Source organism: Paraburkholderia phymatum STM815, assembly GCF_000020045.1.
Taxonomy (GTDB): domain Bacteria; phylum Pseudomonadota; class Gammaproteobacteria; order Burkholderiales; family Burkholderiaceae; genus Paraburkholderia; species Paraburkholderia phymatum.
On sequence record NC_010622.1, the window covers coordinates 3390993 to 3416963 of the forward strand.

General features: G+C 60.7%; 23 protein-coding genes. 2 read left to right on the forward strand and 21 right to left on the reverse strand.

All coding sequences use genetic code 11. The annotated features are described in order from the left end of the window. Positions 1 to 234: 234 nt before the first annotated feature. Positions 235 to 393 carry a hypothetical protein gene (locus tag BPHY_RS42530; RefSeq protein ID WP_012402367.1) on the forward strand — a complete coding sequence of 53 codons (159 nt, stop codon included), beginning with the start codon at positions 235 to 237 and terminating at the stop codon, positions 391 to 393. A gap of 55 nt (positions 394 to 448) precedes the next feature. Here the strand turns inward: BPHY_RS42530 and BPHY_RS15385 are convergent, their stop codons facing one another. The 4 genes from BPHY_RS15385 to hemE form a co-directional block, all read right to left on the reverse strand. Then, on the reverse strand, positions 449 to 688 hold the full coding sequence (locus BPHY_RS15385) for a hypothetical protein (protein ID WP_012402368.1): 240 nt from the start codon (positions 686 to 688) through the stop codon (positions 449 to 451). Further along, positions 685 to 2106, reverse strand: a complete 1422-nt coding sequence (locus BPHY_RS15390) for a YeiH family protein (protein ID WP_012402369.1) — start codon at positions 2104 to 2106, stop codon at positions 685 to 687. Before BPHY_RS15390 ends, BPHY_RS15385 begins: the two co-directional genes overlap by 4 nt. Before the next feature lie 181 nt (positions 2107 to 2287). Next, a complete protein-coding gene (locus BPHY_RS15395) occupies positions 2288 to 4546 on the reverse strand; it encodes a primosomal protein N' (RefSeq protein WP_012402370.1) in 2259 nt (752 codons plus the stop codon). A gap of 441 nt (positions 4547 to 4987) precedes the next feature. Next, positions 4988 to 6091, reverse strand: coding sequence for a uroporphyrinogen decarboxylase (hemE, locus tag BPHY_RS15400; RefSeq protein WP_041763645.1), 1104 nt, complete (start codon positions 6089 to 6091; stop codon positions 4988 to 4990). A 176-nt stretch (positions 6092 to 6267) separates the two neighbouring features. Here hemE and BPHY_RS15405 point away from each other — a divergent pair, with 176 nt between their 5' ends. Next, positions 6268 to 7050 (forward strand): transporter substrate-binding domain-containing protein, encoded by a 783-nt coding sequence (locus tag BPHY_RS15405; RefSeq protein ID WP_012402372.1) that lies wholly within the window; start codon positions 6268 to 6270, stop codon positions 7048 to 7050. 758 nt (positions 7051 to 7808) lie between these two features. On the opposite strand, the gene BPHY_RS15410 is transcribed toward BPHY_RS15405, so the two are convergent. The 17 genes from BPHY_RS15410 to BPHY_RS15490 all read right to left on the reverse strand — a co-directional run bounded on the left by BPHY_RS15410 (position 7809) and on the right by BPHY_RS15490 (position 25970). After that, a complete protein-coding gene (locus BPHY_RS15410) occupies positions 7809 to 9539 on the reverse strand; it encodes an AMP-binding protein (RefSeq protein ID WP_012402373.1) in 1731 nt (576 codons plus the stop codon). A 201-nt stretch (positions 9540 to 9740) separates the two neighbouring features. Further along, positions 9741 to 10166: a F0F1 ATP synthase subunit epsilon gene (locus BPHY_RS15415; protein WP_012402374.1), complete on the reverse strand. Its 426-nt coding sequence runs from the start codon at positions 10164 to 10166 to the stop codon at positions 9741 to 9743. A 151-nt stretch (positions 10167 to 10317) separates the two neighbouring features. Continuing rightward, positions 10318 to 11712, reverse strand: coding sequence for a F0F1 ATP synthase subunit beta (gene atpD / locus BPHY_RS15420; protein WP_012402375.1), 1395 nt, complete (start codon positions 11710 to 11712; stop codon positions 10318 to 10320). Between the two features lie 90 nt (positions 11713 to 11802). Further along, positions 11803 to 12690: a F0F1 ATP synthase subunit gamma gene (gene atpG / locus BPHY_RS15425; protein ID WP_012402376.1), complete on the reverse strand. Its 888-nt coding sequence runs from the start codon at positions 12688 to 12690 to the stop codon at positions 11803 to 11805. Positions 12691 to 12780: 90 nt separating this feature from the next. Beyond that, complete coding sequence (gene atpA, locus BPHY_RS15430; protein ID WP_012402377.1) at positions 12781 to 14322, reverse strand: F0F1 ATP synthase subunit alpha; 1542 nt, start codon at positions 14320 to 14322, stop codon at positions 12781 to 12783. A 58-nt stretch (positions 14323 to 14380) separates the two neighbouring features. Next, positions 14381 to 14920, reverse strand: coding sequence for a F0F1 ATP synthase subunit delta (locus BPHY_RS15435; protein WP_012402378.1), 540 nt, complete (start codon positions 14918 to 14920; stop codon positions 14381 to 14383). Positions 14921 to 14922: 2 nt separating this feature from the next. Continuing rightward, on the reverse strand, positions 14923 to 15393 hold the full coding sequence (locus tag BPHY_RS15440; protein ID WP_012402379.1) for a F0F1 ATP synthase subunit B: 471 nt from the start codon (positions 15391 to 15393) through the stop codon (positions 14923 to 14925). A gap of 138 nt (positions 15394 to 15531) precedes the next feature. Further along, positions 15532 to 15801 carry a F0F1 ATP synthase subunit C gene (gene atpE, locus BPHY_RS15445; protein WP_007180033.1) on the reverse strand — a complete coding sequence of 90 codons (270 nt, stop codon included), beginning with the start codon at positions 15799 to 15801 and terminating at the stop codon, positions 15532 to 15534. Positions 15802 to 15887: 86 nt separating this feature from the next. Then, entirely contained in the window at positions 15888 to 16739 is an 852-nt protein-coding gene (gene atpB / locus BPHY_RS15450) for a F0F1 ATP synthase subunit A (protein ID WP_012402380.1), read from the reverse strand. A gap of 146 nt (positions 16740 to 16885) precedes the next feature. Next, the gene (locus BPHY_RS15455) at positions 16886 to 17431 is read right to left on the reverse strand and encodes an ATP synthase subunit I (RefSeq protein ID WP_012402381.1); all 546 of its coding nucleotides are present in this window, start codon (positions 17429 to 17431) and stop codon (positions 16886 to 16888) included. A 281-nt stretch (positions 17432 to 17712) separates the two neighbouring features. Continuing rightward, positions 17713 to 18861, reverse strand: a complete 1149-nt coding sequence (locus tag BPHY_RS15460) for an SLC13 family permease (protein ID WP_012402382.1) — start codon at positions 18859 to 18861, stop codon at positions 17713 to 17715. Positions 18862 to 18873: 12 nt separating this feature from the next. Continuing rightward, positions 18874 to 19764 carry a ParB/RepB/Spo0J family partition protein gene (locus BPHY_RS15465; RefSeq protein ID WP_041763646.1) on the reverse strand — a complete coding sequence of 297 codons (891 nt, stop codon included), beginning with the start codon at positions 19762 to 19764 and terminating at the stop codon, positions 18874 to 18876. Between the two features lie 38 nt (positions 19765 to 19802). After that, positions 19803 to 20573, reverse strand: a complete 771-nt coding sequence (locus tag BPHY_RS15470) for a ParA family protein (RefSeq protein WP_012402384.1) — start codon at positions 20571 to 20573, stop codon at positions 19803 to 19805. Positions 20574 to 20622: 49 nt separating this feature from the next. Further along, positions 20623 to 21300 carry a 16S rRNA (guanine(527)-N(7))-methyltransferase RsmG gene (rsmG, locus tag BPHY_RS15475; RefSeq protein WP_012402385.1) on the reverse strand — a complete coding sequence of 226 codons (678 nt, stop codon included), beginning with the start codon at positions 21298 to 21300 and terminating at the stop codon, positions 20623 to 20625. Beyond that, on the reverse strand, positions 21297 to 23255 hold the full coding sequence (gene mnmG / locus BPHY_RS15480) for a tRNA uridine-5-carboxymethylaminomethyl(34) synthesis enzyme MnmG (RefSeq protein ID WP_012402386.1): 1959 nt from the start codon (positions 23253 to 23255) through the stop codon (positions 21297 to 21299). Before mnmG ends, rsmG begins: the two co-directional genes overlap by 4 nt. A gap of 169 nt (positions 23256 to 23424) precedes the next feature. Beyond that, a complete protein-coding gene (locus tag BPHY_RS15485; RefSeq protein WP_012402387.1) occupies positions 23425 to 24186 on the reverse strand; it encodes an ABC transporter ATP-binding protein in 762 nt (253 codons plus the stop codon). Continuing rightward, positions 24186 to 25970 carry a branched-chain amino acid ABC transporter ATP-binding protein/permease gene (locus BPHY_RS15490; protein ID WP_012402388.1) on the reverse strand — a complete coding sequence of 595 codons (1785 nt, stop codon included), beginning with the start codon at positions 25968 to 25970 and terminating at the stop codon, positions 24186 to 24188. Before BPHY_RS15490 ends, BPHY_RS15485 begins: the two co-directional genes overlap by 1 nt. Between the last annotated feature and the right edge of the window lies 1 nt (position 25971).

The window sequence follows — 25971 nt, forward strand, 5'->3', positions numbered from 1 at the left end:
AAAAGGTGCAACCAGTTCGGCGAGACGGTTGCACCCCTCTGAAAGCCTTATCGCGCAAGGGCTTTGCGCGAACGTGCACCGTCGCGATGCACGCGGTTGCGCTCGGTGTTTTCCCTGGATCGGTTTATTTTCCGGCAACCCTTATCGAATCCGAAATCGCGCCGTTATACCGGTCATGAGATACGCACTGGCGCACGGTACGGGGTTCGAAGTCTCGCTATACGAGGTGACCAAATGGAAAAGTGGCTGATTGTGATGGGGATCTGGATGATGTTCGCGACCTGCATGGTGCTGTTCATTCGCGGCGCGACGGGGCCGTCGCGCAACGAACTCGTGCCCGTGGAAGTACGCGACGACGAGCGCGACGCGGCACGCGAATCGATTCACGGCTAGGCATTCGATGATGCGGCGCTCGCTCGAGGCGGGCGCACGTCAGACGAGGAAAGGATCAGCGCAGCGGCGCGAACGCGCGGCAGCTGTCGCGCGGCGCGACGAGCCGATCATGGACAAGACACAGGCGGCTGTCGGCGACACTCGCGCCGAAACCTGAACCCAACGCAACGAGCCCCGGAATGCTCTGCTCAAGCGAATGCCGATCATCGGCGCGAAACCGGCAATCGGCGCAGCGTGGCGCGCACACCTCGGGCTCAGAATGGATGCGGTCGTCGAGAACGGCGGCCGCGCTCACGAGCCCTGCCCCAAGCTATTCCAATACGGTGCGAACAGGTGCGCGGACAGCGCGTAGCCGATGGCGATATTGACGGCCACGCCGACCGTGAACGCGATGAACGGCTTGATGCCCGTCGCCGCAAGTGAACGGACGCGCGTCGTCAGTCCGATGCTGAAGAAGCAGAAGATGAACGCCCACGTGCGCAGTGCGGTGATCGGCGCGACGAACTCGGGCGTCACCACCTTGCGGTAATCGGCAAGCGAGTAGTGGCTGGCAATCCACGTGACGAGCGCCGACGCGATCACGAAGCCGATCACGAATTTCGGAAAGCGCGCCCAGATCTCGCGGGCGTCGGCTTTCGCGACAACGCCGCTTTCATCCGACTCCCAGCGCGTGGTCGCGACGATCGCCAGCAGGAACGCCCAGATGCCGATCCAGATGTCGCGGCCTACTACCTTCATCAGCGTGAACGCCTGAAGCGACGCTTCGGGAGAGCCGGCAATCGCGCCGCCCGCATGCTTCGCGAAGTCGCCGTACGCCTGCGCGGCGGCGATCCCGGCGGCATCCGCGAACTCCGACGTGCCTATCCATGCGCCCGCGACGGCCGTCGACAGTCCCAGTGAGCGCGACACGAACGGCAGCACGAAGATCATGACGATGGCCCACAGAATCACCAGCGTGATCGCCACCGACGCATGTTCGCGCTTCGCGCGCACCGCGCCCGCAATCGCGATGGACGCCGACACGCCGCACACCGCGCCCCCCACGCCGAGTACCGCGGCGAAGCGCTTGTCGAGACCGAGCGCCTTGGCGGCAAAGAAGATCACGAAGAACGTCACGAGCGAGACGATCGTCGCCTGTCCGACGGCAACGGGGCCGGCCCACACGAGCAGCGTGAACGGCAGCGTCGCACCGAGCAGCACGATTCCCACCTTGATGTAAAACTCGACACGCAGTCCCGCCGAGAACCACTCGGGCAACGCGAAAACGTTGGAAATCAGCAGACCGAGCGCGAGTGCGACGAGCGGCGGCTCGAGGTTGTACTTCGACGCGTTGGCCCAGGCGCCGACCTCGAAAATCAGCACCGACACGACGAACAGAATGGCGAACGACGGCAGGAAGTGCGTGATTCGCTGTTTCAGCACGCTCAGGCTAACGCCGAACAACACGGCGAACGCGACGAAGAGGGCGACGTAGTTCGGCAGATGCTTCGCGAGATCGTGCCCCGCCGCGCCGAAGTCAGACCATTTCGCGGGGGCCGTCGCTATCCATTTGATGCTGCTGCCCGACGCGAACAAAGCCCACGCAACGACAATCACCAGCAGCCCGACCCACACGGCCCACCAGTCCTCCGTCGAAAACAATCCGCCGCCTGTCGTGCTCGCCCGTCGCGAAGGTTGCGCGCCCGCCGGCAAACTATGTCTCGTATCGCTCATGTGCAGTGCCCCGAAGGATGAGATGACGGCGCACGTGTTGTCGATTGTTGTTATTCATGCGCCGATTCGGCGAAATATAGTCGAGCGATCTCGCCAAACGAAACGACCTTTCGTTTGATCGATATGACTTAAATGGATTTGCGCGGAGACGGCGCGCGATCGCCACTTGTTGGAGCGCGAGTCAGATGTCCAGCGGATCGACTTCGATGCTCCAGCGCAGCACGCCTTTCAGCGTGCGCAGCAGCGGCTGCCACGCACGCAGCGTCGCCTGCAGCGCAGCGCGTGACGCGCTCTCCACCAGCAATTGCGCGCGATGCACGTGCATCACCTTGACGATGGTGAGCGGTACCGCGTCGTACACGGTCACGCGGCTCGCAGCGGGGATGTCGGTCAACGCCGTTGCCGCCTGTTGCAGGAATGTGAGCGCGGCGTCGAGCGTGCGTCCTTCGGCGCGAAGCATCGCCTGATAGACGAAGGGCGGCAGATGCGCGTCGCGCCGTTCGGAAAGGGTCGAATTGGCAAAGCCAACGTAATCCTGGCGAGCCAACGCGTGATACAGCGCGTGTGTCGGGTAACGCGTTTGCACCAGCACTTCACCCGGTAATCCGGCGCGGCCTGCGCGGCCGCTTACCTGCATCAGTTGCGCGAACAGGCGCTCGCTGGCGCGGAAATCGTGGGAAAAGAGCGCCGTGTCCGCGTTCAGCACGCCGACCAGCGACACGCGACGGAAATCGTGCCCCTTCGCGATCATCTGAGTGCCGACCAGAATGTCGACTTCGCCCGCATGCACGTCGGAGAACAGCGCCTGCGCGCTGCCCTTGCGGCGCGTGCTGTCGGCATCGATGCGCAGCACGCGCGCACCCGGAACCGCGCTGGCGAGCGCCTCTTCGATGCGCTGCGTGCCGCGTCCGAGCGGCGCTATATCGACATTGCCGCATTCCGGACACGAGCGTGGAATGCGTGCTTCCCAGCCGCAATGGTGGCAACGCAGCGCCCGTTCCGGCTTATGCAGCACCGCATAGGCGCTGCATCGCGGGCAGCCCGCGACCCAGCCGCATGCGTCGCACGCCAGCTGCGGCGCGTAGCCGCGACGGTTCAGGAACACGAGGCTTTGTTCGCCACGCTCGAGACGCGTTTTTAGCGCCGCGATCAGCGGCCCGGACAGACCTTCCACCGACGCGCGCCCGCGCCTGCGTTCATCTTCCAGATCGACGAGCCGGACGGTGGGCAACACGGCATCCGCAACGGCGCGGCGCGACAACGTGAGCCGTCTGTAGCGTCCCTGATCGACCTGCCACCAGCTTTCGAGCGAAGGCGTCGCCGATCCCAAAACGACGGGAATGGCGAGCTGTTTCGCCCGCCAGATCGCCAGATCGCGCGCGGAATAGCGCAGACCTTCCTGCTGCTTGTAAGCGGGATCGTGCTCCTCGTCGACGACGATCATGGCGAGATGCGGCAACGACGCCAGCACCGCGAGCCGCGTACCCAGCACGATGCGCGCGCGTCCCGTGTGCGCGGCGAACCAGTTGCGGGCGCGTTCGCCTTCGGCCAGACCGCTATGCAGCGTGACGATTTCGGCATCGTCCATCGACGCGAAACGTGCTCGAAACGCCGCTTCGAACTGCGGCGTCAGGTTGATCTCGGGCACGAGTACGAGCGCTTGCGCGTTGGGATTAGCGGCCAGCAAGCCAGCCAACGCGCGCAGATACACCTCCGTCTTGCCGCTGCCCGTTACGCCGTGCAGCAGAAACGGCGCGAAGCCTTGCACGTCGCGGATCGCTTCGACCGCGGTCGTCTGTTCGTCCGTGAGTGTCGGCAGCGACACGCTTTGCGGCGTGTGATCCTGCGCTGGACGTGGCGCTGCGGGATCGAGCACGTCAAGCGCGACCCAGCCTTCGGCTTGCCACGCTTCCAGCGTCGCGGTGGCCTTGGGATGCAGCGCGCGCGCATCGACGGCTGGCAGCGACTCCGCTTCAGCCAGCGCGGCTGCAAGACGGCGCAGCGCGGTAGCGCGGGCAGGCAACGCGCCGGGCAACGCCGCGCGGCCCGCAGGCAGCAGGCGATAGCGTTCCTCGGGCGCGAGCAGGCGCGTCCAGCGCGGCGCATCACGCAGCGCCTGCGGAAGCGCGGGCAGCGCGACTTCACCGATGCCGCGCTGGTAATAGTCGGCGGCGAATTGCGCGAGTTGCAGCCAATGCTCCGACAGCGGCGGGCACGCGGTGCAGACGCTGTGGACCGATTTGATGCGATCGGCAGGCACGTCGCTGTAAGCGGTCACTTCCATGACGAGCCCCACGATATGCCGCTTGCCGAATGGCACGCTGACGAGCATGCCCGGCGCCGGCGCCCAGGCGCCGTCGCAGCGGTAGTCGAAAAGCGTCGGCAACGGATGATCGAGCGCAACGCGGACGAAGGTGTCGGTCAGCGCTTCGAGCCGCATGAACGATGTCGGCGGAAAGAGTTATTCACAGGACCGATGCTGCGGCTGCCACACTTAAAGTAAAACTTCAAATTCAGCGCTAAGTTTTGATTTTGCATCGACAATTGCGCCCGGCCTCGCCGTCCTGTGGATAACTTTGTTGAAAACCTGGGCTTGATGACCCGCGGAGCGCGTCGTTGCGGGCTCTTTGTGGGACAGCGCACATTCCTCTTACGAACCCGGAAGCCCTTATTCTTCAAGGCACGCACCAGATTTCCAGGTACATTTCAAGGTAGCTGCGACGATCTATCCCTCTACCGCGCCGCAGCGTGACGAATGTGCATAAGTCAAGTCTTGACAATGCGAAGAGAGCCTTGCGACGGCCTTTGGAACGCAATTTTCCCCTTCGGCCGGCAGACCGCGTCGCTGCATTGCAACACAAACGTCATACACACCGCAGCTTTACGCGGCGCCCCTGCCGCCTGTCGCGCGAATCGCACGGCTATGCCGATGCACTTCGTCGACCAGTTCCGCCACATGTTCCGGCGGGGTGAACTGTGAGATGCCATGTCCGAGATTGAAAACGTGGCCCGGATGGTTGCCGAAGCTGTCGAGCACCGCGCGAGCTTCGATGCGAATCGTAGACGGTGGCGCGAACAGCACGGACGGATCGATATTGCCCTGAAGCGCGACTTGTCCGCCGACGCGCTCGCGCGCCTTGCCCAGATTCACGGTCCAGTCGAGACCGACGGCATCGACGCCCGTCGCCGCGATTTCTTCGAGCCACAGGCCGCCGCCCTTCGTGAAGGTAATGACTGGCACGCGATTGCCGTCGTGTTCGCGCTTCAACTGGCGCACGACCTGCTGGATGTAGTGCAGCGAAAAGCGTTGATAGATGCCATCAGCGAGCGCCCCGCCCCACGTGTCGAAAATCATCACGGCTTGCGCGCCTGCTTCGATCTGCGCGTTCAGATAGGCAGCTACGGCCTTCGCGTTGACCTCCAGGATGCGATGCATCAGGTCAGGGCGGCCATAGAGCATCGACTTTACGGTGCGGAAATCATCGGAGCCGCCGCCTTCGACCATGTAGCAGGCGAGCGTCCACGGACTTCCCGAGAAGCCGATCAACGGCACGCGCTGACGGCCTTGCGCGTCGGTCAGCGCGGTGCGGATCTGGCGCACGGCATCCGTCACATAGCGCAGAGTGGCATCGATGTCCGGCACGGTGAGGCGCGCGACATCTTCTTCAGTGCGTACCGGGTGCGCAAACTTCGGCCCTTCGCCGACCTGGAAGTCCAGACCCAGGCCCATTGCGTCGGGGACGGTCAGAATGTCGGAAAAAAGAATGGCGGCGTCGAGCGGATAGCGCTCGAGCGGCTGCAGCGTAACTTCCGTCGCGTAGTCGGGGTTCTTCGCCAGCCCGAGGAAGCTCCCCGCGCGGCTACGCGTCGCGTTGTATTCCGGCAGATAACGTCCCGCCTGGCGCATCAGCCAGATCGGCGTGTACTCGGTCGGCTCGCGCATCAACGCGCGTAGAAAGGTGTCGTTGAGGAGGTTGTGGGCCACGTTGCTCGCGACTGAAGGAAGGCAAAAGCGCATTTTACCCGGTGAGCGTCGGGCGCCGCCTTGGTAATCCTGGCAATTGCTATTTGTCCTATGCCCTTAGATCAATGGTCACGGACAGTTGCGCGGACTATGATCCACTCCGTTGCATCACGATAAACAACGATAAAGGAGACTCGATGAAGAAAGCCACCATGCTTTTTGTTAGCGCGCTCGTCTGTGCGGGCGCGGTCCATGCGCAAACTGCCGCACCCGCGCCAGCCTCGAGGCTTGACGAGATTCTCGCTCGCGGCACCTTGCGGGCCTGCACGACGGGCGATTACAAACCGTATTCGTTCTACAAGCAGGACGGGCAGTTCGAGGGAATCGACATCGACATGACCGAGTCGCTGGCAAGGTCGCTCGGCGTGAAAGCGGAGTTCGTGAAGACGTCGTGGTCAAATCTGATGAACGACTTTGTGTCGAAATGCGATGTCGGCGTGGGCGGCGTATCCACTACGCTCGACAGGCAAAAACGGGCTTTCTTCACGGTTGCATATCAGGTGGACGGCAAATCGCCGATCGTGCGTTGCGACGATGTAGACAAGTATCAGACGGTCGCCCAGATCGATCAGCCGTCCACGCGCGTAATTTTCAATCCGGGCGGCACCAACGAGCGCTTCGCCAGGCAGTTCCTTTCCCATGCGAAGCTCACCGTGTATCCGGATAACGTGACGATCTTCAAGCAGATACTTGCCGGAAAGGCCGACGTAATGGTCACGGACGCGTCCGAGACCTTGTTGCAGCAAAAGCTCAACCCCGGATTGTGTTCGGTGCATCCGGACAAGCCGTTTCAGTATGGAGAGAAAGCGTGGCTGGTGCCGCGCGGCGATGTGGTATTCCAGCAATATGTCGACCAGTGGCTGCATCTGGCGCGCGCGACAGGCGAATATCAATCCATATCCGACAAATGGCTGAAGTAACGCCGAATTTGTGACGGCCGGGGCGGTCGCACTTACCGACGGGGCGGGCGGCCGGCGAGAGGCACTCGTTGCTTGAGCGCGCTCGCCTGCACCGGAAGTGCGTAGCAGGCGCCCGCTTGATGCGGCGGCGCAGCGTCCGCGCACATCTGCGGCAAACGACAGTTTTCAATGGACCGGCGTGGAATCCGAATGAGTACGTTGCGTCTTGCGATTGCCCAACCAGGGAGAGAACAACCTAGCGTTTCGATGCCGTGGCGCGGTGCAAGAAAAGGTGCAAGGGAACTGCAAAATCCCACCGCTCGGGGTGACAGTGAGCGGCAATATATACTTCCTGCCGACCGCGCGTGCGCAAAAAATCCCGCCGCGCCTTATCTGGCGGGCGTTACAACCTGAAACACTTTGTTACCGCGGCCATAGGGTAATTCGCCCACAATGCCTTTCACGGGTTCAGCAAGGATGCGGCCGGGTAGTTTCCTGATCGGTCGATGCAAACGTCGAAGCTCTTCAAAGGGGCATCTCTGCTGGAGTCGTGATCGGCTTAGATCATGCCGATTATCCGGTTCCTCCAATGGTCTCCTCGCGCTAACCCCGTAGCGTGTGGTTTTTAGCGGGCTCCAGGCCCGCTTTTTTTTTGTCTTGCCAAACGTTTGCGCGCCATCAAGCTACTGCGCGCGAGCAGACACCTTCCGCCTGAAAGCGAAACGCCGTGTGGCCTGCACACGGCGTTTTTGGTGTTTGCGGCCGAGATCCGTGCCCCGCTACGCCGTTTTGTCTTCCTTTAGATGCAGCTCATCGATCATCCGCTCGCGCATAACGAACTTCTGAACCTTGCCCGTCACCGTCATCGGCAGTTCGTCGACGAAACGGATGTATTTGGGAATCTTGTAATGTGCGATCTGGCCTCGGCAGAATTCCTGCAAGTCCTCGGCCGTAAGTCGCTCGCCTGAGCGCAACACGACCCACGCGCATACCTCTTCGCCATACTTCGCATCCGGCACGCCGAACACCTGCGCGCTCTGGATCTTGGGGTGGCGGAACAGAAATTCCTCGATCTCGCGCGGATAGATATTTTCACCGCCGCGGATCAGCATGTCCTTGAGGCGACCGACGATGTTGCAATAACCATCCGCATCAATCGTGGCGAGGTCGCCCGTATGCATCCATCCGTCGACGATGCTTTCCTGCGTCTTGGCTTCGTCTCCCCAATAGCCCTTCATCACGGAATAGCCGCGTGTGCACAACTCACCCGTTTCGCCAACAGGCACGATATCGCCAAGCGGATCGATAATCTTCACTTCCAGATGGGGCTGGATTCGGCCGACTGTCGTAGTCCGCTTGTCCAAAGGATCCGTAGTCGAGCTCTGGAAAGAGACCGGGCTGGTCTCAGTCATTCCGTAAGCGATCGTGATTTCTGCCAGATGCATCTGGGAGACGACGCGTTTCATCGTCTCAATTGGGCATGGCGATCCGGCCATAATTCCGGTGCGCAAACGGGTGAGATCGAAGGTCGCAAAATCGGGGTGATCGAGCTCAGCGATGAACATCGTCGGTACGCCATGTAGCGCTGTGCATTTCTCTTCGGAGACAGCCCTGAGCGTCGCGCCCGGCTCGAACGCTTCGCCGGGAAACACCATCGCGGCGCCCACGGACACGCATGCCAGCACCGCGAGAACCATGCCGAAACAGTGATACAGCGGCACCGGAATGCACAGCGAATCTTCTTCCGTCAGCCGCATGGCCATCGCGATATAGCGCGCGTTGTTGACGACGTTTCGGTGCGTCAGCGTCGCGCCCTTTGGGTTGCCGGTCGTGCCGCTCGTGAACTGGATGTTGATGGGGTCGTTCGGATCGAGCGTGGCGCCGATTGCATCGAGCTTTGCAGGATCAAGCGCAGTGCGGCCGCGCTCGATGACGTCCGAAAACGTCAACATGCCGGGCGTTTCCGTGTCACACATCCGGATGACGATGCGCAAGTCAGGCAGTCGGGCAGCGTGGAGATCGCCCGGCGTCGCCGTCGCCAGTTCCGGCGCGAGTTCTTGAAGCATCTGCAGATACATCGAGGACTTGAACTTCTCTGCCGAAATGATGGCTTTGCAACCCACCTTGTTCAGCGCGTATTCGAGCTCAGCAAGACGATAAGCGGGATTGATGTTGACAAGCACGGCGCCGATCCGCGCCGTCGCGAACTGCGTCATCAACCATTCGACTCGATTCGGCGACCAGATGCCGACCCGATCGCCCTTCTGGATTCCAAGTTCCAGCAAACCAGCAGCCAAAATGTCGACCTCTTGCTGAAACTCCCCCCAGTTCCAGCGAATTTCCTGCTCTCGGAACACGACTGCCGGGCGCTCGGAAAAGCGCCGCGCCGTGTCGACGAGGAACTGTCCGACAGTCGACTCGCTGAGCGGGACTTCGGTCGAACCGCGCACATACGAGAGTCCGTCTTTCGGTTCGATGAGTGCACCCTCTCCTGCAGCTTGCGTTGCCATAGTCCTGTCTCCAGAGGTGAATCGCAGCATTGAAATGACTTTGCGACCGATTGTGCCGCGGCGCCTATTCCTTTGGCATCAAGTCTTACCCGCAGCTTTCTGGCTGTTCCGGGGCGTCGGTATGATTCTGCTGACCTTTCCGTAAACGTCAAGCAATCGGCAAAAAAAAGCAGCCACGAGGGCTGCTTTCGATTGTGCTGCCTAGTGCTGTCCGCGCAGCTTGCGCAGACGCTGAATCGCTGCCAGCTGAGCCGTCGCGTACGCCAGTTCTGCTTGCGCAGTCGCGTATTCGAGATTCGAGCCGGTGTTCTGCAGCGCTTCTTCCGCGCGCTTGCGAGCCTGTTCGGCCTTTGCTTCGTCGAGATCTTTGCCGCGGATCGCCGTGTCGGCCAGCACCGTCACTGCGCCCGGTTGGACTTCGAGAATGCCGCCGGCGACGAACACGAACTCTTCTTCGCCATTTTCCGATTCGATGCGCACCGCACCCGGACGAATCCGCGTGATGAGCGGCGTGTGACCCGGCAGAATGCCGAGTTCGCCCGCTTCGCCCGGGAGCGCAACGAACTTCGCCTGGCCCGAGAAGATCTGCTCTTCCGCGCTGACGACGTCTACCTTGATGGTTGCCATTTATGTCGACTCCTGTCGACCAGAGTTGGCGCTTCAGCGTCTTACTCCGGTCCCATGGTTGAGCGTAGGACGAGGCGCCCGCTTCGCCGACTGCCCCCTTTTGCGGCGGCAACCAGGCGCGAGCCGGCGCCCGCTTCGTTACACCCAGCCTTTACTGGATCTTCTTGGCCTTTTCGAAGGCTTCGTCGATCGTGCCGACCATGTAGAACGCCTGCTCCGGCAGGTGATCGCACTCGCCTTCGACGATCATCTTGAAGCCACGGATCGTTTCCTTCAGCGGCACGTACTTGCCCGGCGAGCCCGTGAACACTTCAGCCACGTGGAACGGCTGCGACAGGAAACGCTGGATCTTGCGAGCGCGCGCGACCGACAGCTTGTCTTCCGGCGACAGTTCGTCCATGCCCAGAATCGCGATAATGTCGCGCAATTCCTTGTAGCGCTGCAGCGTCTGCTGAACGCCACGCGTGATCGAGTAATGCTCTTCGCCGATCACGTGCGGGTCGATCTGACGCGAGGTCGAGTCGAGCGGGTCGACAGCCGGGTAGATGCCCAGCGAAGCGATGTCACGCGACAGAACGACCGTTGCGTCCAGGTGGCCGAATGTCGTAGCCGGCGACGGGTCCGTCAAGTCGTCCGCAGGGACGTACACGGCCTGAACCGACGTGATCGAGCCCGTCTTCGTCGAGGTAATACGCTCTTGCAGCTTGCCCATTTCTTCAGCCAGCGTCGGCTGATAGCCCACTGCGGAAGGCATACGGCCCAGCAGTGCCGACACTTCCGTACCGGCCAACGTGAAACGGTAGATGTTGTCGACGAAGAACAGCACGTCGAGGCCTTCGTCACGGAAGTGTTCGGCCATCGTCAGACCCGTCAGCGCGACGCGCAGACGGTTGCCCGGCGGTTCGTTCATCTGGCCGTACACCAGCGCGACCTTGTCGAGAACGTTCGAGTCCTTCATTTCGTGGTAGAAGTCGTTCCCTTCGCGGGTACGCTCGCCCACGCCCGCGAACACGGAGTAACCGCCGTGCTCCTTCGCGATGTTGTTGATGAGCTCCATCATGTTGACGGTCTTGCCCACGCCGGCACCGCCGAACAGACCCACCTTGCCGCCCTTCGCGAACGGGCAGATCAGATCGATAACCTTGATACCCGTTTCAAGCAGTTCCGTCGACGGCGACAGTTCGTCGAACGCCGGCGCCTTCTGGTGGATCGAGCGCATGTTGTCGCTCGCGATCGGGCCGGCTTCGTCGATCGGACGACCCAGCACGTCCATGATGCGGCCGAGCGTCGGCTTGCCGACGGGCACGCTAATCGGCTTGGCCGTGTTCTTGACGATCACGCCGCGGCGCAGACCGTCCGACGAACCCAGACAGATGGTACGGACGACGCCGTCGCCCAGCTGCTGCTGGACTTCGAGCGTCAGTTCCGAACCTTCGAGAATGAGCGCGTCGTAAACCTTCGGCATGTGCTCACGCGGGAATTCCACGTCGATCACCGCGCCGATGCACTGTACGATCTTGCCTTCTACCAAAGCAGTAGTACTCATCGCTTTTCCTTTAGATACTCAATTCTTCACTCGCGCAACGGCGCAGTTTCGGTGGACTCGCCAAAGGCGCTTCCGCGTGTCGACATCTCGTCAGACTGCCGCGGCGCCACCGACGATTTCCGACAGTTCCTTCGTGATCGCTGCCTGACGGCTCTTGTTGTACGAGAGCTGCAGTTCGTTGATGACCGTCTTCGCATTGTCGGAAGCGGCCTTCATCGCGACCATCCGTGCCGACTGTTCCGATGCCATGTTTTCCGCGACGGCCTGATAGACCAGCGCTTCGACATAACGCACCAGCAGTTCGTCGACGACGGTTTGCGCGTCCGGCTCGTAGATGTAGTCCCAGGACGTATTCGGCGTCGGGCTATCCTTGTCGTCCTTGGCTTCGAACTGTTCCGTCGACAGCGGCAGCAGCTGCTCGATCACCGGCTCCTGCTTCATCGTGTTGACGAAGCGGGTGTACGCAAGGTACACGGCCGAGACTTTGCCTTCCGAGTACATGTCGAGCTGAACCTTCACCGCGCCGATCAACTTCTCGAGATGCGGCGTGTCGCCCAGTTGCACGACGTTCGACACGACCTTCGCGCGCAGACGGTTCAGGAAACCGAGACCCTTGCCGCCAATTGCCGTCGCTTCGACCGTCTTGCCCTGGCCTTCCAGCTCCTTGAATTTCTGGAGCGTCGCGCGCAGCACGTTCGTGTTCATACCGCCGCACAGACCCTTGTCAGTCGTGACAAGGATGAAGCCCGTGGACTTCGCCCCTTCGTTCGACACCATGAATGGGTGACGGTACTCGGGCGTCGCACTGCTCATGTGCGCAGCGATATCGCGGACCTTGTCGGCGTACGGGCGAGCAGCGCGCATGCGCTCCTGAGCGCGGCGCATCTTCGATGCGGCCACCATCTCCATCGCTTTCGTGATCTTGCGCGTGTTTTGCACGCTCTTGATCTTTCCGCGAATTTCCTTCATTCCAGCCATTGCTTGCTCCTTGATCGAAGCAGCGTTACCGCGCTTTCACGCGCCCACGCTGCTTCAAGGTCCGTTTATGCCTTGCGGATCACTCGCGGATCAATAAGCGCCCGACTTCTTGAAGTCCTTGAGTGCGGCGTGCAGCGCGCCCTCGTCGTCCTTCGACAAGTCTTTATTGTCTTCGATGCGCTTGACCAGGTCAGCATGCTTCGACTTCAGGAATTCGCGCATGCCCTTTTCGAAGGCCGGAACTTGCGACACTTCCAGATCATCGAGGTAGCCGTTGTTCGCTGCGAACAGCGACACCGACAATTCCCACACTTGCAGCGGCTGATACTGCGGCTGCTTCAGCAGTTCCGTCACGCGGCGGCCGCGCTCGAGCTGCTTGCGGGTCGCTTCATCGAGGTCCGATGCGAACTGCGCGAATGCTGCCAGTTCACGGTACTGTGCGAGGTCGGTACGGATACCGCCCGACAGCTTCTTCACAACCTTCGTCTGAGCCGCACCGCCAACGCGCGACACCGACACGCCAGCGTTAATAGCCGGGCGGATACCTGCGTTGAAGAGGTCGGTTTCCAGGAAGATCTGGCCGTCGGTAATCGAGATCACATTCGTCGGAACGAACGCCGTCACGTCGCCTGCCTGCGTTTCGATGACGGGCAGCGCCGTCAGCGAGCCGCTCTTGCCCTTCACTTCGCCGTTCGTGAACTTCTCGACGTACTCTTCCGAGACGCGAGCAGCACGTTCCAGCAGACGCGAGTGCAGATAAAACACGTCGCCCGGATATGCTTCACGGCCCGGCGGACGGCGCAGCAGCAGCGAGATCTGACGGTATGCCCAAGCCTGCTTGGTCAAGTCGTCATAAACGATCAGCGCGTCCTGGCCGCGATCGCGGAAGTATTCGCCCATCGTGCAACCGGCGTACGGCGCGAGGTACTGCATCGCAGCCGACTCGGAAGCCGAAGCTGCGACGACGATCGTGTATGCCATCGCGCCCGTTTCTTCGAGCTTGCGAACCACGTTCATGATCGACGAAGCCTTCTGGCCGATCGCGACGTAGATACAGATCAGGTCCTTGCCCTTCTGGTTGATGATCGCGTCGACTGCCACGGCCGTCTTGCCGCACTGGCGGTCGCCGATGATCAGCTCGCGCTGGCCACGGCCGATCGGCACCATCGAGTCGATCGACTTTAGGCCCGTTTGCACCGGCTGCGACACCGACTTACGCCAGATCACGCCCGGGGCGATCTTTTCGATTGCATCCGTCAGCTTTGCGTTGATCGGACCCTTGCCGTCGATCGGGTTGCCCAGCGCGTCGACCACGCGGCCAATTAGTTCCGGACCCACCGGCACTTCGAGAATGCGGCCCGTCGTCTTGACGATGTCGCCTTCCGAGATGTTTTCGTATTCACCCAGAATCACGGCGCCGACCGAGTCGCGCTCGAGGTTCAGCGCGAGACCGTACACGTTGCCCGGGAATTCGAGCATTTCGCCCTGCATCACTTCCGACAGGCCGTGGATACGCACGATACCGTCGGTCACGGAGATCACGGTACCCTGGTTGCGAACGTCTGCGCTCGCTTCAAGGCCCTGGATCCGGCTCTTGATCAGCTCGCTGATCTCAGAGGGATTGAGTTGCATTATTCGCTCCTGATAGTCAATTCTGTTGCGTGCCAGCCGCCACAACCACGTGAGGGCTTCAGGCGGTCAGAGCCGTCTGCATGCTGGCGAGCCGCGCGCGGACCGAGGTATCGAGCACTTCGTCGCCGACCGTCACGCGAACGCCGCCGATCAGCGACGAGTCCACCTGGACCGTCGGCTTCAGCTTGCGTTTGAATTTGCGTTCGAGGCTTGCGACGAGGCCGTCCAGCTGCGCACCTTCGAGGGGGAATGCGCTGACGATCAACGCATCGGCCGCACCTTCGCGGGCGTTCTTCAACTCTTCGAACTGCGTGGCGATTTCCGGCAAGAGCGGCAGACGATGATTGTCGACCAGCATCTGAACCAGATTCTTCGCTTGCGCATTGTCCTTGAGCGGCGATTTCACCGCGGCCAGCAGCAGGTCGCTGATCTGTGCACGGCTGACTTTCGGGCTCGAGGCAATCGACAGCACATCGGGCAGACGCGCAACCTGTGCCAGCTCCTGCACGAGCGTGGACCAGGCGGCGATGTCACCAGCTTCGGCCACGCCAAACAGCGCTTCTGCGTACGGACGGGCGATGGTTGCAAGTTCGGCCATGATCAGAGCTCGGCTTTGAGTTGATTCAGCAGGTCGGCGTGAGCCGCCTGGTCGACTTCGCGCTTCAGGATCTGTTCGGCACCCTTCACGGCGAGCGCGGCGACTTCGCCACGCAGCGCTTCGCGCGCCTTTACGATCTGCTGGTCGGCGTCGGCCTTTGCCTGAGCGATGATGCGCGCTGCTTCAGCCTGAGCCTGTGCCTTGATTTCGTCGGCGACCGCGACTGCACGCTTTTCAGCGTCAGCAATGCGCTGCTGACCTTCGTTGCGTGCCTGGGAGAGTTCCTGGTCGACGCGCTTGTGCGCGGCTTCGAGTTCCAGCTTGCCCTTTTCAGCGGCCGAAAGACCGTCGGCGATCTTCTTCGAGCGCTCGTCGAGGGCATTGATCAGCGGCGGCCACACGAACTTCATCGTGAACCACGCGAGGATCAGGAACACGACCATTTGCGCAAACAGGGTTGCGTTGAGATTCACGGTGTTTCCTTAAACGTTGCTTGATCGGAGGGGGAAACGGCAAGGCGCTCATCGATTCAGTGGTCGATCAGCGCCTTAGTGCCCGTTCCGCTTTGCGCTCTTACCAGTTATAGGTCAGGCGCGCACTTCCGAGGAACCTCAGCCTGCCAGCTTCGACAGCAGCGGGTTCGCGAACGCAAACAGCATTGCCACACCAACGCCAATCAGGAACGCCGCGTCGATCAGACCAGCCAGCAGGAACATCTTGGTTTGCAGCGGGTTCATCAGTTCCGGTTGGCGAGCGCATGCTTCAATGTACTTGCCGCCCATCAGACCGATACCGATACAGGCGCCGATTGCACCCAGGCCGATGATGATGCCGATACCGATGGCGGTCAGACCCTGGATGTTGGCGATGAAAGCTTGCATGATCACTCCTTGTGAAAAGTCTTTTTTGGAACTGGGATTTAAAAAACTACGATTCTTGAAACTCTGATTCTTTGGCGACGCGCCGGTTAGTGAGCGTCGTGTGCCTGGCCGATGTACACCAGCGTCAGCATCATGAAAATGAACGCCTGCAGCAGAACGATCAGGATGTGGAAGATTGCCCACACGCTGCCTGCGATCACGTGGCCGATGAAGCCAAGCACCGTCGTGTCCGCACCGAAGTTCCAGATGCTGCCGAGCAGGGCAATCAGCAGGAACAACAGCTCGCCCGCGTACATGTTGCCGAACAGCCGCATGCCGAGGGAGACCGTCTTCGCGACGAACTCGATGATGTTCAGTGCAAGGTTCGGGATCCACAGCAGCGGATGCGAGCCGAACGGAGCGGACAGCAGTTCGTGCACAAAGCCGCCAGCGCCCTTGATCTTGAAGTTGTAGTAAATCATCAGTACGAACACGCCGAGCGCAATCCCGATCGTGCCGTTGAGGTCGGCCGTCGGAACGATACGGTGGTGCGAGATGACGCCCGACAGACCGAGCAGGTCGATCACGCGGCCCGGCAGGTCGACGGGGAGAAAGTCGAGCGAGTTCATCAGCGCGACCCAGACAAACACGGTCAGCGCGAGCGGTGCGATGAATGCGCGATTGCCGTGGATCATCGACTTCGATTGATCCTCAACCATTTCGACCAGCATTTCGATCGCGCACTGGAAACGGCCCGGCACGCCGGACGTCGCCTTACGTGCGGCGAGACGCAGAACCAGGATGGTGACGAGACCGCATACGATCGACCAGAAGAGCGTATCGAGATTCCAGACGTGGATGTCGAAGATCGACGTCTGATGAGCGGTGGAAAAATTCTGCAAGTGGTGCGCAATGTACTCGGACGGATCCAGAGCGCGCGTTCCTTCGCTAGCTGCCATATCGTTAATGCCACCCAAATTGTCGAAAATCTTCCCGGGCCGCTCCCGCCGCAATGCTGTATTGCGGGAACACGCCAGCGCGGGCTTCTGTCCAACCCGCGCGCCTCGTTACTGACGCCTTGCGTCAGCCTAGTGTTTCGCCTGCATCACCGCCAGGCGAGCGCGATCCAGTACGTCTTGAGAGCGATGAGGTAGGTGACGAGCAACGGAATCCACCGTACGTCGTGATACCAGAATGCGATGGCAATGAACATCGCAATCGTTGTCCCCATCTTGAGCGCTTCACCGATCATCCAGCTCATTACCGTTTCGGCGCCGCTCAACTTCTTAAGACGTGCCGCGAACAATGCGCTCGGCACCCAGCAAATCGCTCCTCCCAGGAAGGCGGACAGCGCAGCGTCGCCCGGCGGCTTGTAGAACAGCCACCACAACAGCGTCGCACCCAGGGACAAAACCATTTGCGCAATTACGACCTTCACCGGTGTAACGCGCGATGGACGACTCACATTCGGGCCAAAGAGCTTTTCGGCTTCAGCCCGCGTGAGCGGAACGATATTGTTATCTTGCTGCTCGACATCCCATGCGTCGTCGTGCGTTTCGCGCTGACCGTCGGGTGCCTGCGAACCGTTGCGATTTTCGCGGTGTTCGTCGTGCCGCTGTTGCGGCGTTTGGTTCGACGCTTTAACCGCCATTGCAGTGTTCCGCAGAGTCCTGTTCAGCCGGCGGGCTTTCGCACCGCTTACGGGATTACCTAGCAAATAAATCCGGGCGATTGTAAGCGATAGTTGCAGGCAATTCAAGACTTTAGGCCAGCCAATAACCGGCGTGAAACGGCGCTTCAGGATACGGGAAGATGCCGATTTTCAGGGCATCGGACGAGAAATGTAAGGCGGTCGCGGGAGACGGGGAAATGGGTGCCGTACTGTCCCATGGCGACGCACTATGAAGCGCATTTTCCCCGTCTGCACAAGTGTCAAAAATGCAACAGCAACCACGCGCCGGCGAGGCCGCTGACGACCCAAAACGGGATCGAAAACAGGTGAAACTGCGCCCACATGCCGCGCTCTCCTGAAAGCCTCATTGCAATCAGGTTCGCGAGCGAACCGATCGCGAATCCGAATCCGCCGACGCTGACGCCGAAGGCTAGTGCTCGCCAGTCTTTGGAGAACTCGGCCAGCATGATGGCTGCGGGAACATTACTGATGAACTGCGATAGCACTGCGCCCGCAGCATAGGCGCGCAGTGGCGTCACGAGGTGCAACTGTCCGATTGCGCCGTGCACCCACGGCAACGCCGCGACACTTCTTAACACGACGAACATGAACACGAAGATCAGCAGCAGAAGCCAGTCGATCTTCAGAACAATTCGCGGGCGCCAAAAAACGAATCCGAGAGCGACGCCAATCAGCCCAATGCCCGCGCGGTGAGCATCAGCGAGCAGGACAAATGCTGTGAACAGCAGGACTGCAACACCCAGCAACGGCCGATCGACAGGATGCGGTTCGGTATCCTTCGACAGATCCAGCGGAATGCGCTTGAACGACACCGTCGCCACCGCGTACAGCATCGCCATCAACACAACACACAACGGCGCGAGCGCGAGCACGAATCCGCCAAATGACACGCCGCTCGTCTGCCAGAGAAACAGATTCTGCGGATTGCCTAACGGCGTGAGGATCGAGCCGGCATTGACGGCAATTGCGATGAAAATGACGAGCCGCTTAAGCGGCAGGGGCGTCAACTCGTTCAGCGACAACGCAAGCGGCACGACGACGAACAACGCAACATCGTTGGTCAGCACCGTCGACAGCGCAGCGGCGAGCGCGATGAGCAAATAGGCCAGCGCCCGCTGCGACCGAATACGATGGACGACTCGATGCGCAAGCCACATCAGGAATCCTGAATATTCGACAGCCTTCGTCAGAATCAGAAGCCCGGCGAGCGTCATGACTGTCTGCCAGTCAACCAGCGCAGGCAGAGATGCGAATGGGCGCGGATGAAAAACCTGCAGCGCGATTAGTGCAACGACGAGCACGGTCAGCACCGGCTCTGTCGCTACATAGTGAATGATCGCGCTCAGCAGGTTTCGGTTGGTTTTTAGGACTCGCTCGGCGGCCGGCATTGGAATGGCTATTTACGCAGCCGTGGCGTTGCCACGCAAACGGGCGAGAATACCTTCGAGCGCGTCGAGGTCGCCGAAATCGACCAGCACCTGTCCTCGCCCACGACGTCCAAGCTTGATCTTCACCGTTGCGGCGAGCAGATCCGACAGTTCCTCTTCGAGCCGACGCGTGTCACGGCCGCCATCGTTATTTGGCTTTGCCTTCACAGCAGGCGCCGCCTTCGTGGTAGCGGTGACCAGCTTTTCGGTTTCGCGGACGGACATCCGCTTGTTGATGACCTGATTCGCGAGCGTGATTTGCGTGGCTGCATCGACGGCGAGCAGTGCACGCGCGTGGCCCATGTCGAGGTCGCCGGCAAGCAGCATCGTTTGAACGGGCGAAGCCAGGTTCAATAGACGCAGCAGATTCGACACTGCACTGCGTGAGCGGCCCACCGATTCGGCTGCCTGTTCATGCGTGAAGCTGAATTCATCGAGCAAACGCTGGATGCCTTGCGCCTCTTCGAGCGGATTCAGATCCTCACGCTGGATGTTCTCGATGAGCGCCATCGCGGCCGCGGCCTGATCGGGCACGTCGCGCACCAGTACAGGCACTTCGTCGAGACCAGCCAGGCGCGCCGCGCGAAAACGCCGCTCGCCAGCGATGATCTCGAATTTTTCAGGCGACACCGGTCGCACGAGAATCGGCTGCATCAAACCCTGCGCACGAATGCTGGCCGCCAGTTCCTGCAGCGCGCCCTCGTCCATGCGTGTACGTGGTTGGTACTTGCCCGCCTGCATCTTGTCGAGTGGCAGCGTGTGAGGCGCTCCATCGATCTTTACCGCTTCCGTGATGTCCGCGCTTCCGCCGAGCAGTGCCTCCAGCCCCCTGCCCAGTCCTTTTTTTCGTGCTACTGCGTTCATCGTGGTTCCTCGATCCGCTTTGGATGATTGGCGCAGCGTCATAGCGCACGCACCCGTTCGATCATTTCCGCGCCAAATTGCACATAAGCCTGCGCACCGCGCGACGCGCGGTCGAACACGACGCCTGGCAAGCCGTAACTCGGCGCCTCGGCAAGTCGCACGTTCCGCGGAATGACGACGTCGAACACCTTGTCGCCAAAGTGCTCCTTCAACTGGTCCGACACCTGCTGTTGCAGCGTGATGCGCGGATCGAACATCACGCGCAGCAAGCCGATTACCTTCAGGTCGCGATTCAGATTCGCGTGAACCTGCTTGATGGTGTTGACGAGATCCGACAAACCTTCGAGTGCGAAGTATTCACACTGCATCGGAATCACGACGCCGTGCGCGGCACACAGGCCATTGAGCGTCAGCAGCGACAGCGCCGGCGGACAGTCGATCAGCACGAAGTCGTAGTCTTCTACCACATGTGCGAGCGCTTCTCTGAGCTGGCGCTCGCGGTTTTCCATGCTGACGAGTTCGACTTCGGCGCCTGCCAGCTCGCGATTCGCCGGCAATACGTCATATGAAACGGATTCGGGCTTCACTCGCGCATCGGCGACCGACACGCCGTCGACCAGGACTTCATAAACCGTGTTCTCGCAAGCGGCCTTATCGATGCCGCTGCCCATGGTGGCGTTGCCTTGCGGATCGAGATCGATGAGCAGGACCCGCTGTCCCTGCGATGCGAGGCTCGCGGCGAGATTGACCGCAGTCGTCGTTTTGCCGACTCCACCCTTCTGGTTCGCAACGCAGAAGATTTTTGCCATCTTTTAGGTGCCCCTTTGCAGCCTGTTTAATTGAAATCCCAATCGGAATTCAGCCTACCGCGACTTCGACCAGATGCCGTTCGGCATCCAGCGATGGCACTTTCAGACGAATCACCTGCTTGACCTGTGCGCCTTCGGGCAAGCGCTCGATTTCCTTATCGGGTCGCACGCCCTTCATCGCCCAGATCGCACCATTGTCAGCAACGAGGTGACGGGCCAGTGTAACGAAATCCGCGAGTTCTGCGAATGCGCGCGAGACGATCACATCAAACTTTCCCGGGACCTCTACGCCTGGCTGCAATCTTTCAACACGTCCGGTCACCACGGACAGATTCGTCAGGCCGAGTTCAGCTTTGACTTGGGACTGAAAGGCGGACTTTTTCTGGACGATGTCGTTGACCGTGATCGACCATGCGGGGAATACGATCGCCAGCACGATACCCGGCAGGCCACCGCCTGAGCCGACATCAAGCGCCGACGCCCGTTCGAGCGAAGCCAGATGCGGAACAATCGAGAGCGAGTCCAAGATGTGCTGAATTAGCATTTGCCGCGGATCGCGGATCGCCGTCAGGTTGTAGACGGCATTCCACTTGGCCAGCAACGCGACATAGTCGAGCAGTTTGCCTTTCTGATCTGCGCGAAGGTCGAATCCCAACTCATGCACGCCCTCATCCAGCAAACCGACGAGCGCTTGACGGCTCACCACTGCATCCGACCGCGCCGTCATTGAGCCACCGGAGAGTTGTCGTTACCGGCGCCAGCAGGCCTGGGCGCTCGCCGACCTAGGCCGCGCTTGAGGTGAACCATCAACAAGGAGATCGCGGCCGGCGTGATGCCCGAAATGCGCGACGCCTGACCGATCGTTTCGGGCCGAAATTGCGTCAGCTTTTGACGCGCTTCGAAGGACAACCCACGAACTTCCGTGTAGTCTAGGTTTTCCGGCAACCGGGTGTTCTCATGTGCTTCGTTTCGCTCGATTTCTCCGGCTTGCCGCTCGATATACCCTTGGTATTTAACGCCGATTTCGATCTGCTCCTTGATCTGCGCGAGCAGCACGTCGTCGTGGGCCAGCGCTTCGTCCGGTCCGCAAGTACCTTCGCGCAATCCGCAAATGCCGTCGTAGGAAACGCCCGGACGTCGCAACAGGTCAGCGAGGCTGTATTCGTGGTCGATCGGCTTGCCCAGCAGGGCGGTAGCTTCCTCAGATGAAAGCGTCTTCGGATTGACCCACGTGGTCCGCAGTCGTTCTGTTTCACGTGAAACAGCGTCGCGCTTGCGGCTGAATGCGTCCCAACGAACGTCATCAACCACACCCAACTCGCGGCCAATCTCGGTCAGTCGCATGTCCGCGTTGTCCTCGCGCAGGCTCAAGCGGTACTCGGCACGGCTCGTGAACATGCGATACGGCTCCGAGACGCCGCGGGTTACGAGGTCGTCTACCAGCACGCCCAGATAGGCCTGATCGCGGCGCGGACACCACGGTCCTTTACTCTGAACGTACAGGCCGGCATTGATGCCCGCCAGCAAACCTTGGGCAGCAGCCTCTTCGTAACCTGTGGTTCCGTTAATCTGCCCGGCGAAGAACAAGCCACTGATAGCCTTCGTCTCCAACGAGGCCTTCAGCCCGCGCGGATCGAAGTAGTCGTACTCGATGGCGTAGCCCGGTCGCAGGATGTGGGCGTGCTCCAGCCCCACCATCGAACGAACCAGTTCCAGCTGTACGTCGAAAGGGAGGCTCGTCGAGATACCGTTCGGATAGAACTCGTTAGTGGTCAGTCCTTCCGGCTCCAGGAAGATCTGGTGCGACTCTTTGGATGCAAAGCGGTGAATCTTGTCCTCAATCGAAGGACAATACCGCGGTCCAACGCCTTCGATAACGCCCGTATACATCGGCGAACGGTCCAAACCGCTACGGATGATGTCGTGCGTCTGGGCGTTGGTATGCGTCACCCAGCACGGTACTTGTCGTGGGTGCTGCTCGACCCGCCCGAGAAATGAGAAGACCGGGATCGGATCGAGATCGCCCGGTTGCTCTTCAAGCTTCGAGAAATCGATCGTACGGCCGTCGATGCGCGGCGGCGTCCCCGTCTTTAGCCGCCCCTGTGGGAGCTTCAACTCCTTCAGACGTGCGGACAGCGACACAGCTGCCGGATCACCTGCCCGGCCGCCGGTGTAGTTGTTGAGGCCGACGTGGATCTTCCCGTCAAGGAACGTGCCGGCCGTCAAAACGACGGCACGCGAGCGAAAACGGACGCCAACCTGCGTCACAGCACCGACAACACGGTCGCCTTCGACCATCAAATCGTCGACCGACTGCTGGAAAAGCCAGAGATTCGGCTGATTCTCCAGGCGATGACGGATGGCAGCCTTATAGAGGATACGGTCAGCCTGTGCGCGAGTCGCCCGAACAGCGGGTCCCTTCGACGAGTTCAGGATGCGGAACTGGATGCCGCCTTCGTCCGTGGCAGCTGCCATCGCGCCGCCAAGCGCGTCGACCTCCTTTACCAGATGGCCTTTGCCAATGCCACCAATCGACGGATTGCAGCTCATCTGGCCGAGGGTCTCGATGTTGTGGGTCAGCAAGAGCGTCTTGTTGCCCATACGCGCGGACGCGAGCGCGGCTTCTGTGCCGGCGTGACCGCCACCAACGACTATTACGTCAAACTCTGTGGGATAAAGCATCGCGGATCTCACGCGGGATCCAGCGTGAGCCTAAAAGAAAAGTATGGGCGAAATTATAGCGGGTTCGCTTTTGGCCCGAATTCCGTACGACCGGCATAAAAAAAAAACGGCGTGTTTCACGTGAAACACGCCGCTCATTTGACAGCGAAATCGCCAAAGATTCCGTCGACTACGCGACTTTCTTCGTCAACCCCAGGTAGGTCTCGATCACGCGTGGGTTTTGGGCCAGTGCGTCAGCTTCGCCTTCTAGCGCAAGTTCCCCTGTTTCGAGTACATAACCGTAGTCTGAAATCTGCAGTGCGGCGCGTGCATTCTGCTCAATCAGCAGCGTGGCGACCCCCGTCTGCCGTAGCGCACTGATGATGTGAAAAATCTCCTTCACAATCAATGGCGCCAAGCCAAGGCTCGGCTCGTCAAGCATTAGCAGATCGGGCTTGCCCATCAGTGCCCGGCCAACAGCCAGCATCTGCCGCTCACCACCCGACAACGTTCCAGCCGCCTGCTTACGACGCTCCTTAAGGCGCGGAAACAGCTGAAAGACAGGTTCGAGCTGGTCGAGATAGTCGCGCTCGCCGGCCCGCTTGCGGCGATACGCACCGAGGATCAGGTTGTCTTCGACGGTCATCCCGGCAAACAACTCGCGCTTCTCCGGCACGAGGCACATGCCGCGCGCGACACGCTTCTCGATGGGCACATGGCTCACGTTCTCGTTGCGATACATCACCCCGCCCTTTGCATGCCCCGTTATTGGCAACGCGCCCATGATCGCATTGAGCAACGTCGACTTGCCTGCACCATTCGGACCAATCACGGAGACGATCTGCCCGGGGCGCACCGCGATCTTCGCGCCGTGCAACGCCTCGACCTTCCCGTACCGCACCGAAAGACTGCTTACTTCGAGAATCGGTGCCGTCATCATGTGATCTGCCATCACTCCACCCCACCCAGATAGGCTTCCAGCACCGCCGGATCGTTCTGCACGTCTTGTGGCAAGCCTTCCGCAATTCGTGTCCCAAACTCCATCACCACCAGGCGATCCGTCAGATTCATCACGAAGTCCATGTCGTGCTCGACGAGCAGCAGGCTCATGCCCTCTTCGCGAAGCTTCCTCAGGAGCGTCGCCAGTTGCTGCTTCTCCTGATAGCGCAAGCCAGCCGCCGGTTCATCCAGCAACAGGAGCGTCGGATCGCAGCACAGTGCGCGGGCGATCTCCAGAATTCGCTGCTTGCCAAGCGCGAGACTGCCCGCTTCGTCGTACATATGCTCTTCCAGACCCACCCGGCGAATCTGCCGCGCCGCCTCCGCCATCAGCCGTCCTTCCTCGGCGCCATTCAGACGAGCCACGCTACGCCACACGCCTGCGCGGCCGCGCAGATGCCCGCCGATCGCAACGTTCTCAAGGACCGTCATCCCCGGCAGCAGCTTGACGTGCTGAAACGTGCGGCCGATGCCGCGTTTAACAATCTCACGCGAATTCAGCGCGTCGATACGCTCGCCGCGGAACGTGATCGCGCCGCTCGTCGCTTGCAGCACGCCAGTGACCAGGTTGAACGTCGTCGACTTGCCCGCGCCGTTGGGACCGATCAAACCGATAATCTGCCCCGCTTTCACCTCGAAACTAACGTCATTCACCGCCACCAATCCGCCAAACTGCTTGCGGGCCTTATCGACAACTAGCAGCGGCTCCCCGGTAGCTGGCTTGCTGCGCTGCGGCAAAGCGTCCGCGTGATCTGGAACGTGCGCACGCGGGCCGCGCGGGAAACTACGCGCCACGAACGGCCATACGCCTTGGCGCGCGTATTGCAACAGCAACACCATGAGAATGCCGAAGACGATAATTTCGAAGTTACCGTTCTCGCCCAGCAGCTTGGGCAGCAATGTCTGCAAATAGTCCTGCAGGACCGTCAGGATTGCCGCACCAAGCACAGCGCCCCATACGTGCGCGACACCACCAACCACCGCCATGAACAGAAACTCGATGCCGTGATTCAGACCAAATGGCGTCGGGTTCACCGCACGCTGCAAATGCGCGTATAGAAAGCCCGAAATAGCAGCCAGCACCGCCGCATAGACGAAGATCACAACCCGCATCCACGCCGTGTTCACGCCCATCGCCTCCGCCATCAGGCCGCCGCCGCGCAGCGCACGAATCGCGCGCCCCGGTCGGCTATTAAGCAGATTTTGAACAGACACGACCGCGCCGAGTACGACGATCCAGATCAGGTAATAGATATGGCGGCCGGACTCGAGATTGACACCGAGCACGTTCAACACCGGAATCCCGTTGATACCGTCGTACTTTCCGAGCATCTCCATGTTGCCGAACAGGAAGAACAGTGCGAGGCCCCAAGCAATCGTTCCGAGCGGCAGGAAGTGCCCGGACAGCCGCATCGTCACTGCGCCCAGCAGCAACGCGATCAGCGCCGTCAGCACGACACCGGCGATCAGCGCGAGCCACGGCGAGACGCCTAGCTGGGTCGTCAGATACGCCGTCGTATAGGCGCCGACGCCGACGAACGCCGCCTGCCCGAAGCTCGTCATGCCGCCGATACCCGTCAGCAGCACAAGACCGATCGCCACAATCGAATACAGTCCGATGTAGTTGAGCAACGTCACCCAGTATTCGGGTACGCGGATCGGCTGCGGCAACACGGGCAAGGCGAACATCACGACCAGGAACAGCCAGAACAACTTGTTTTTCATAATGCGGTTCATC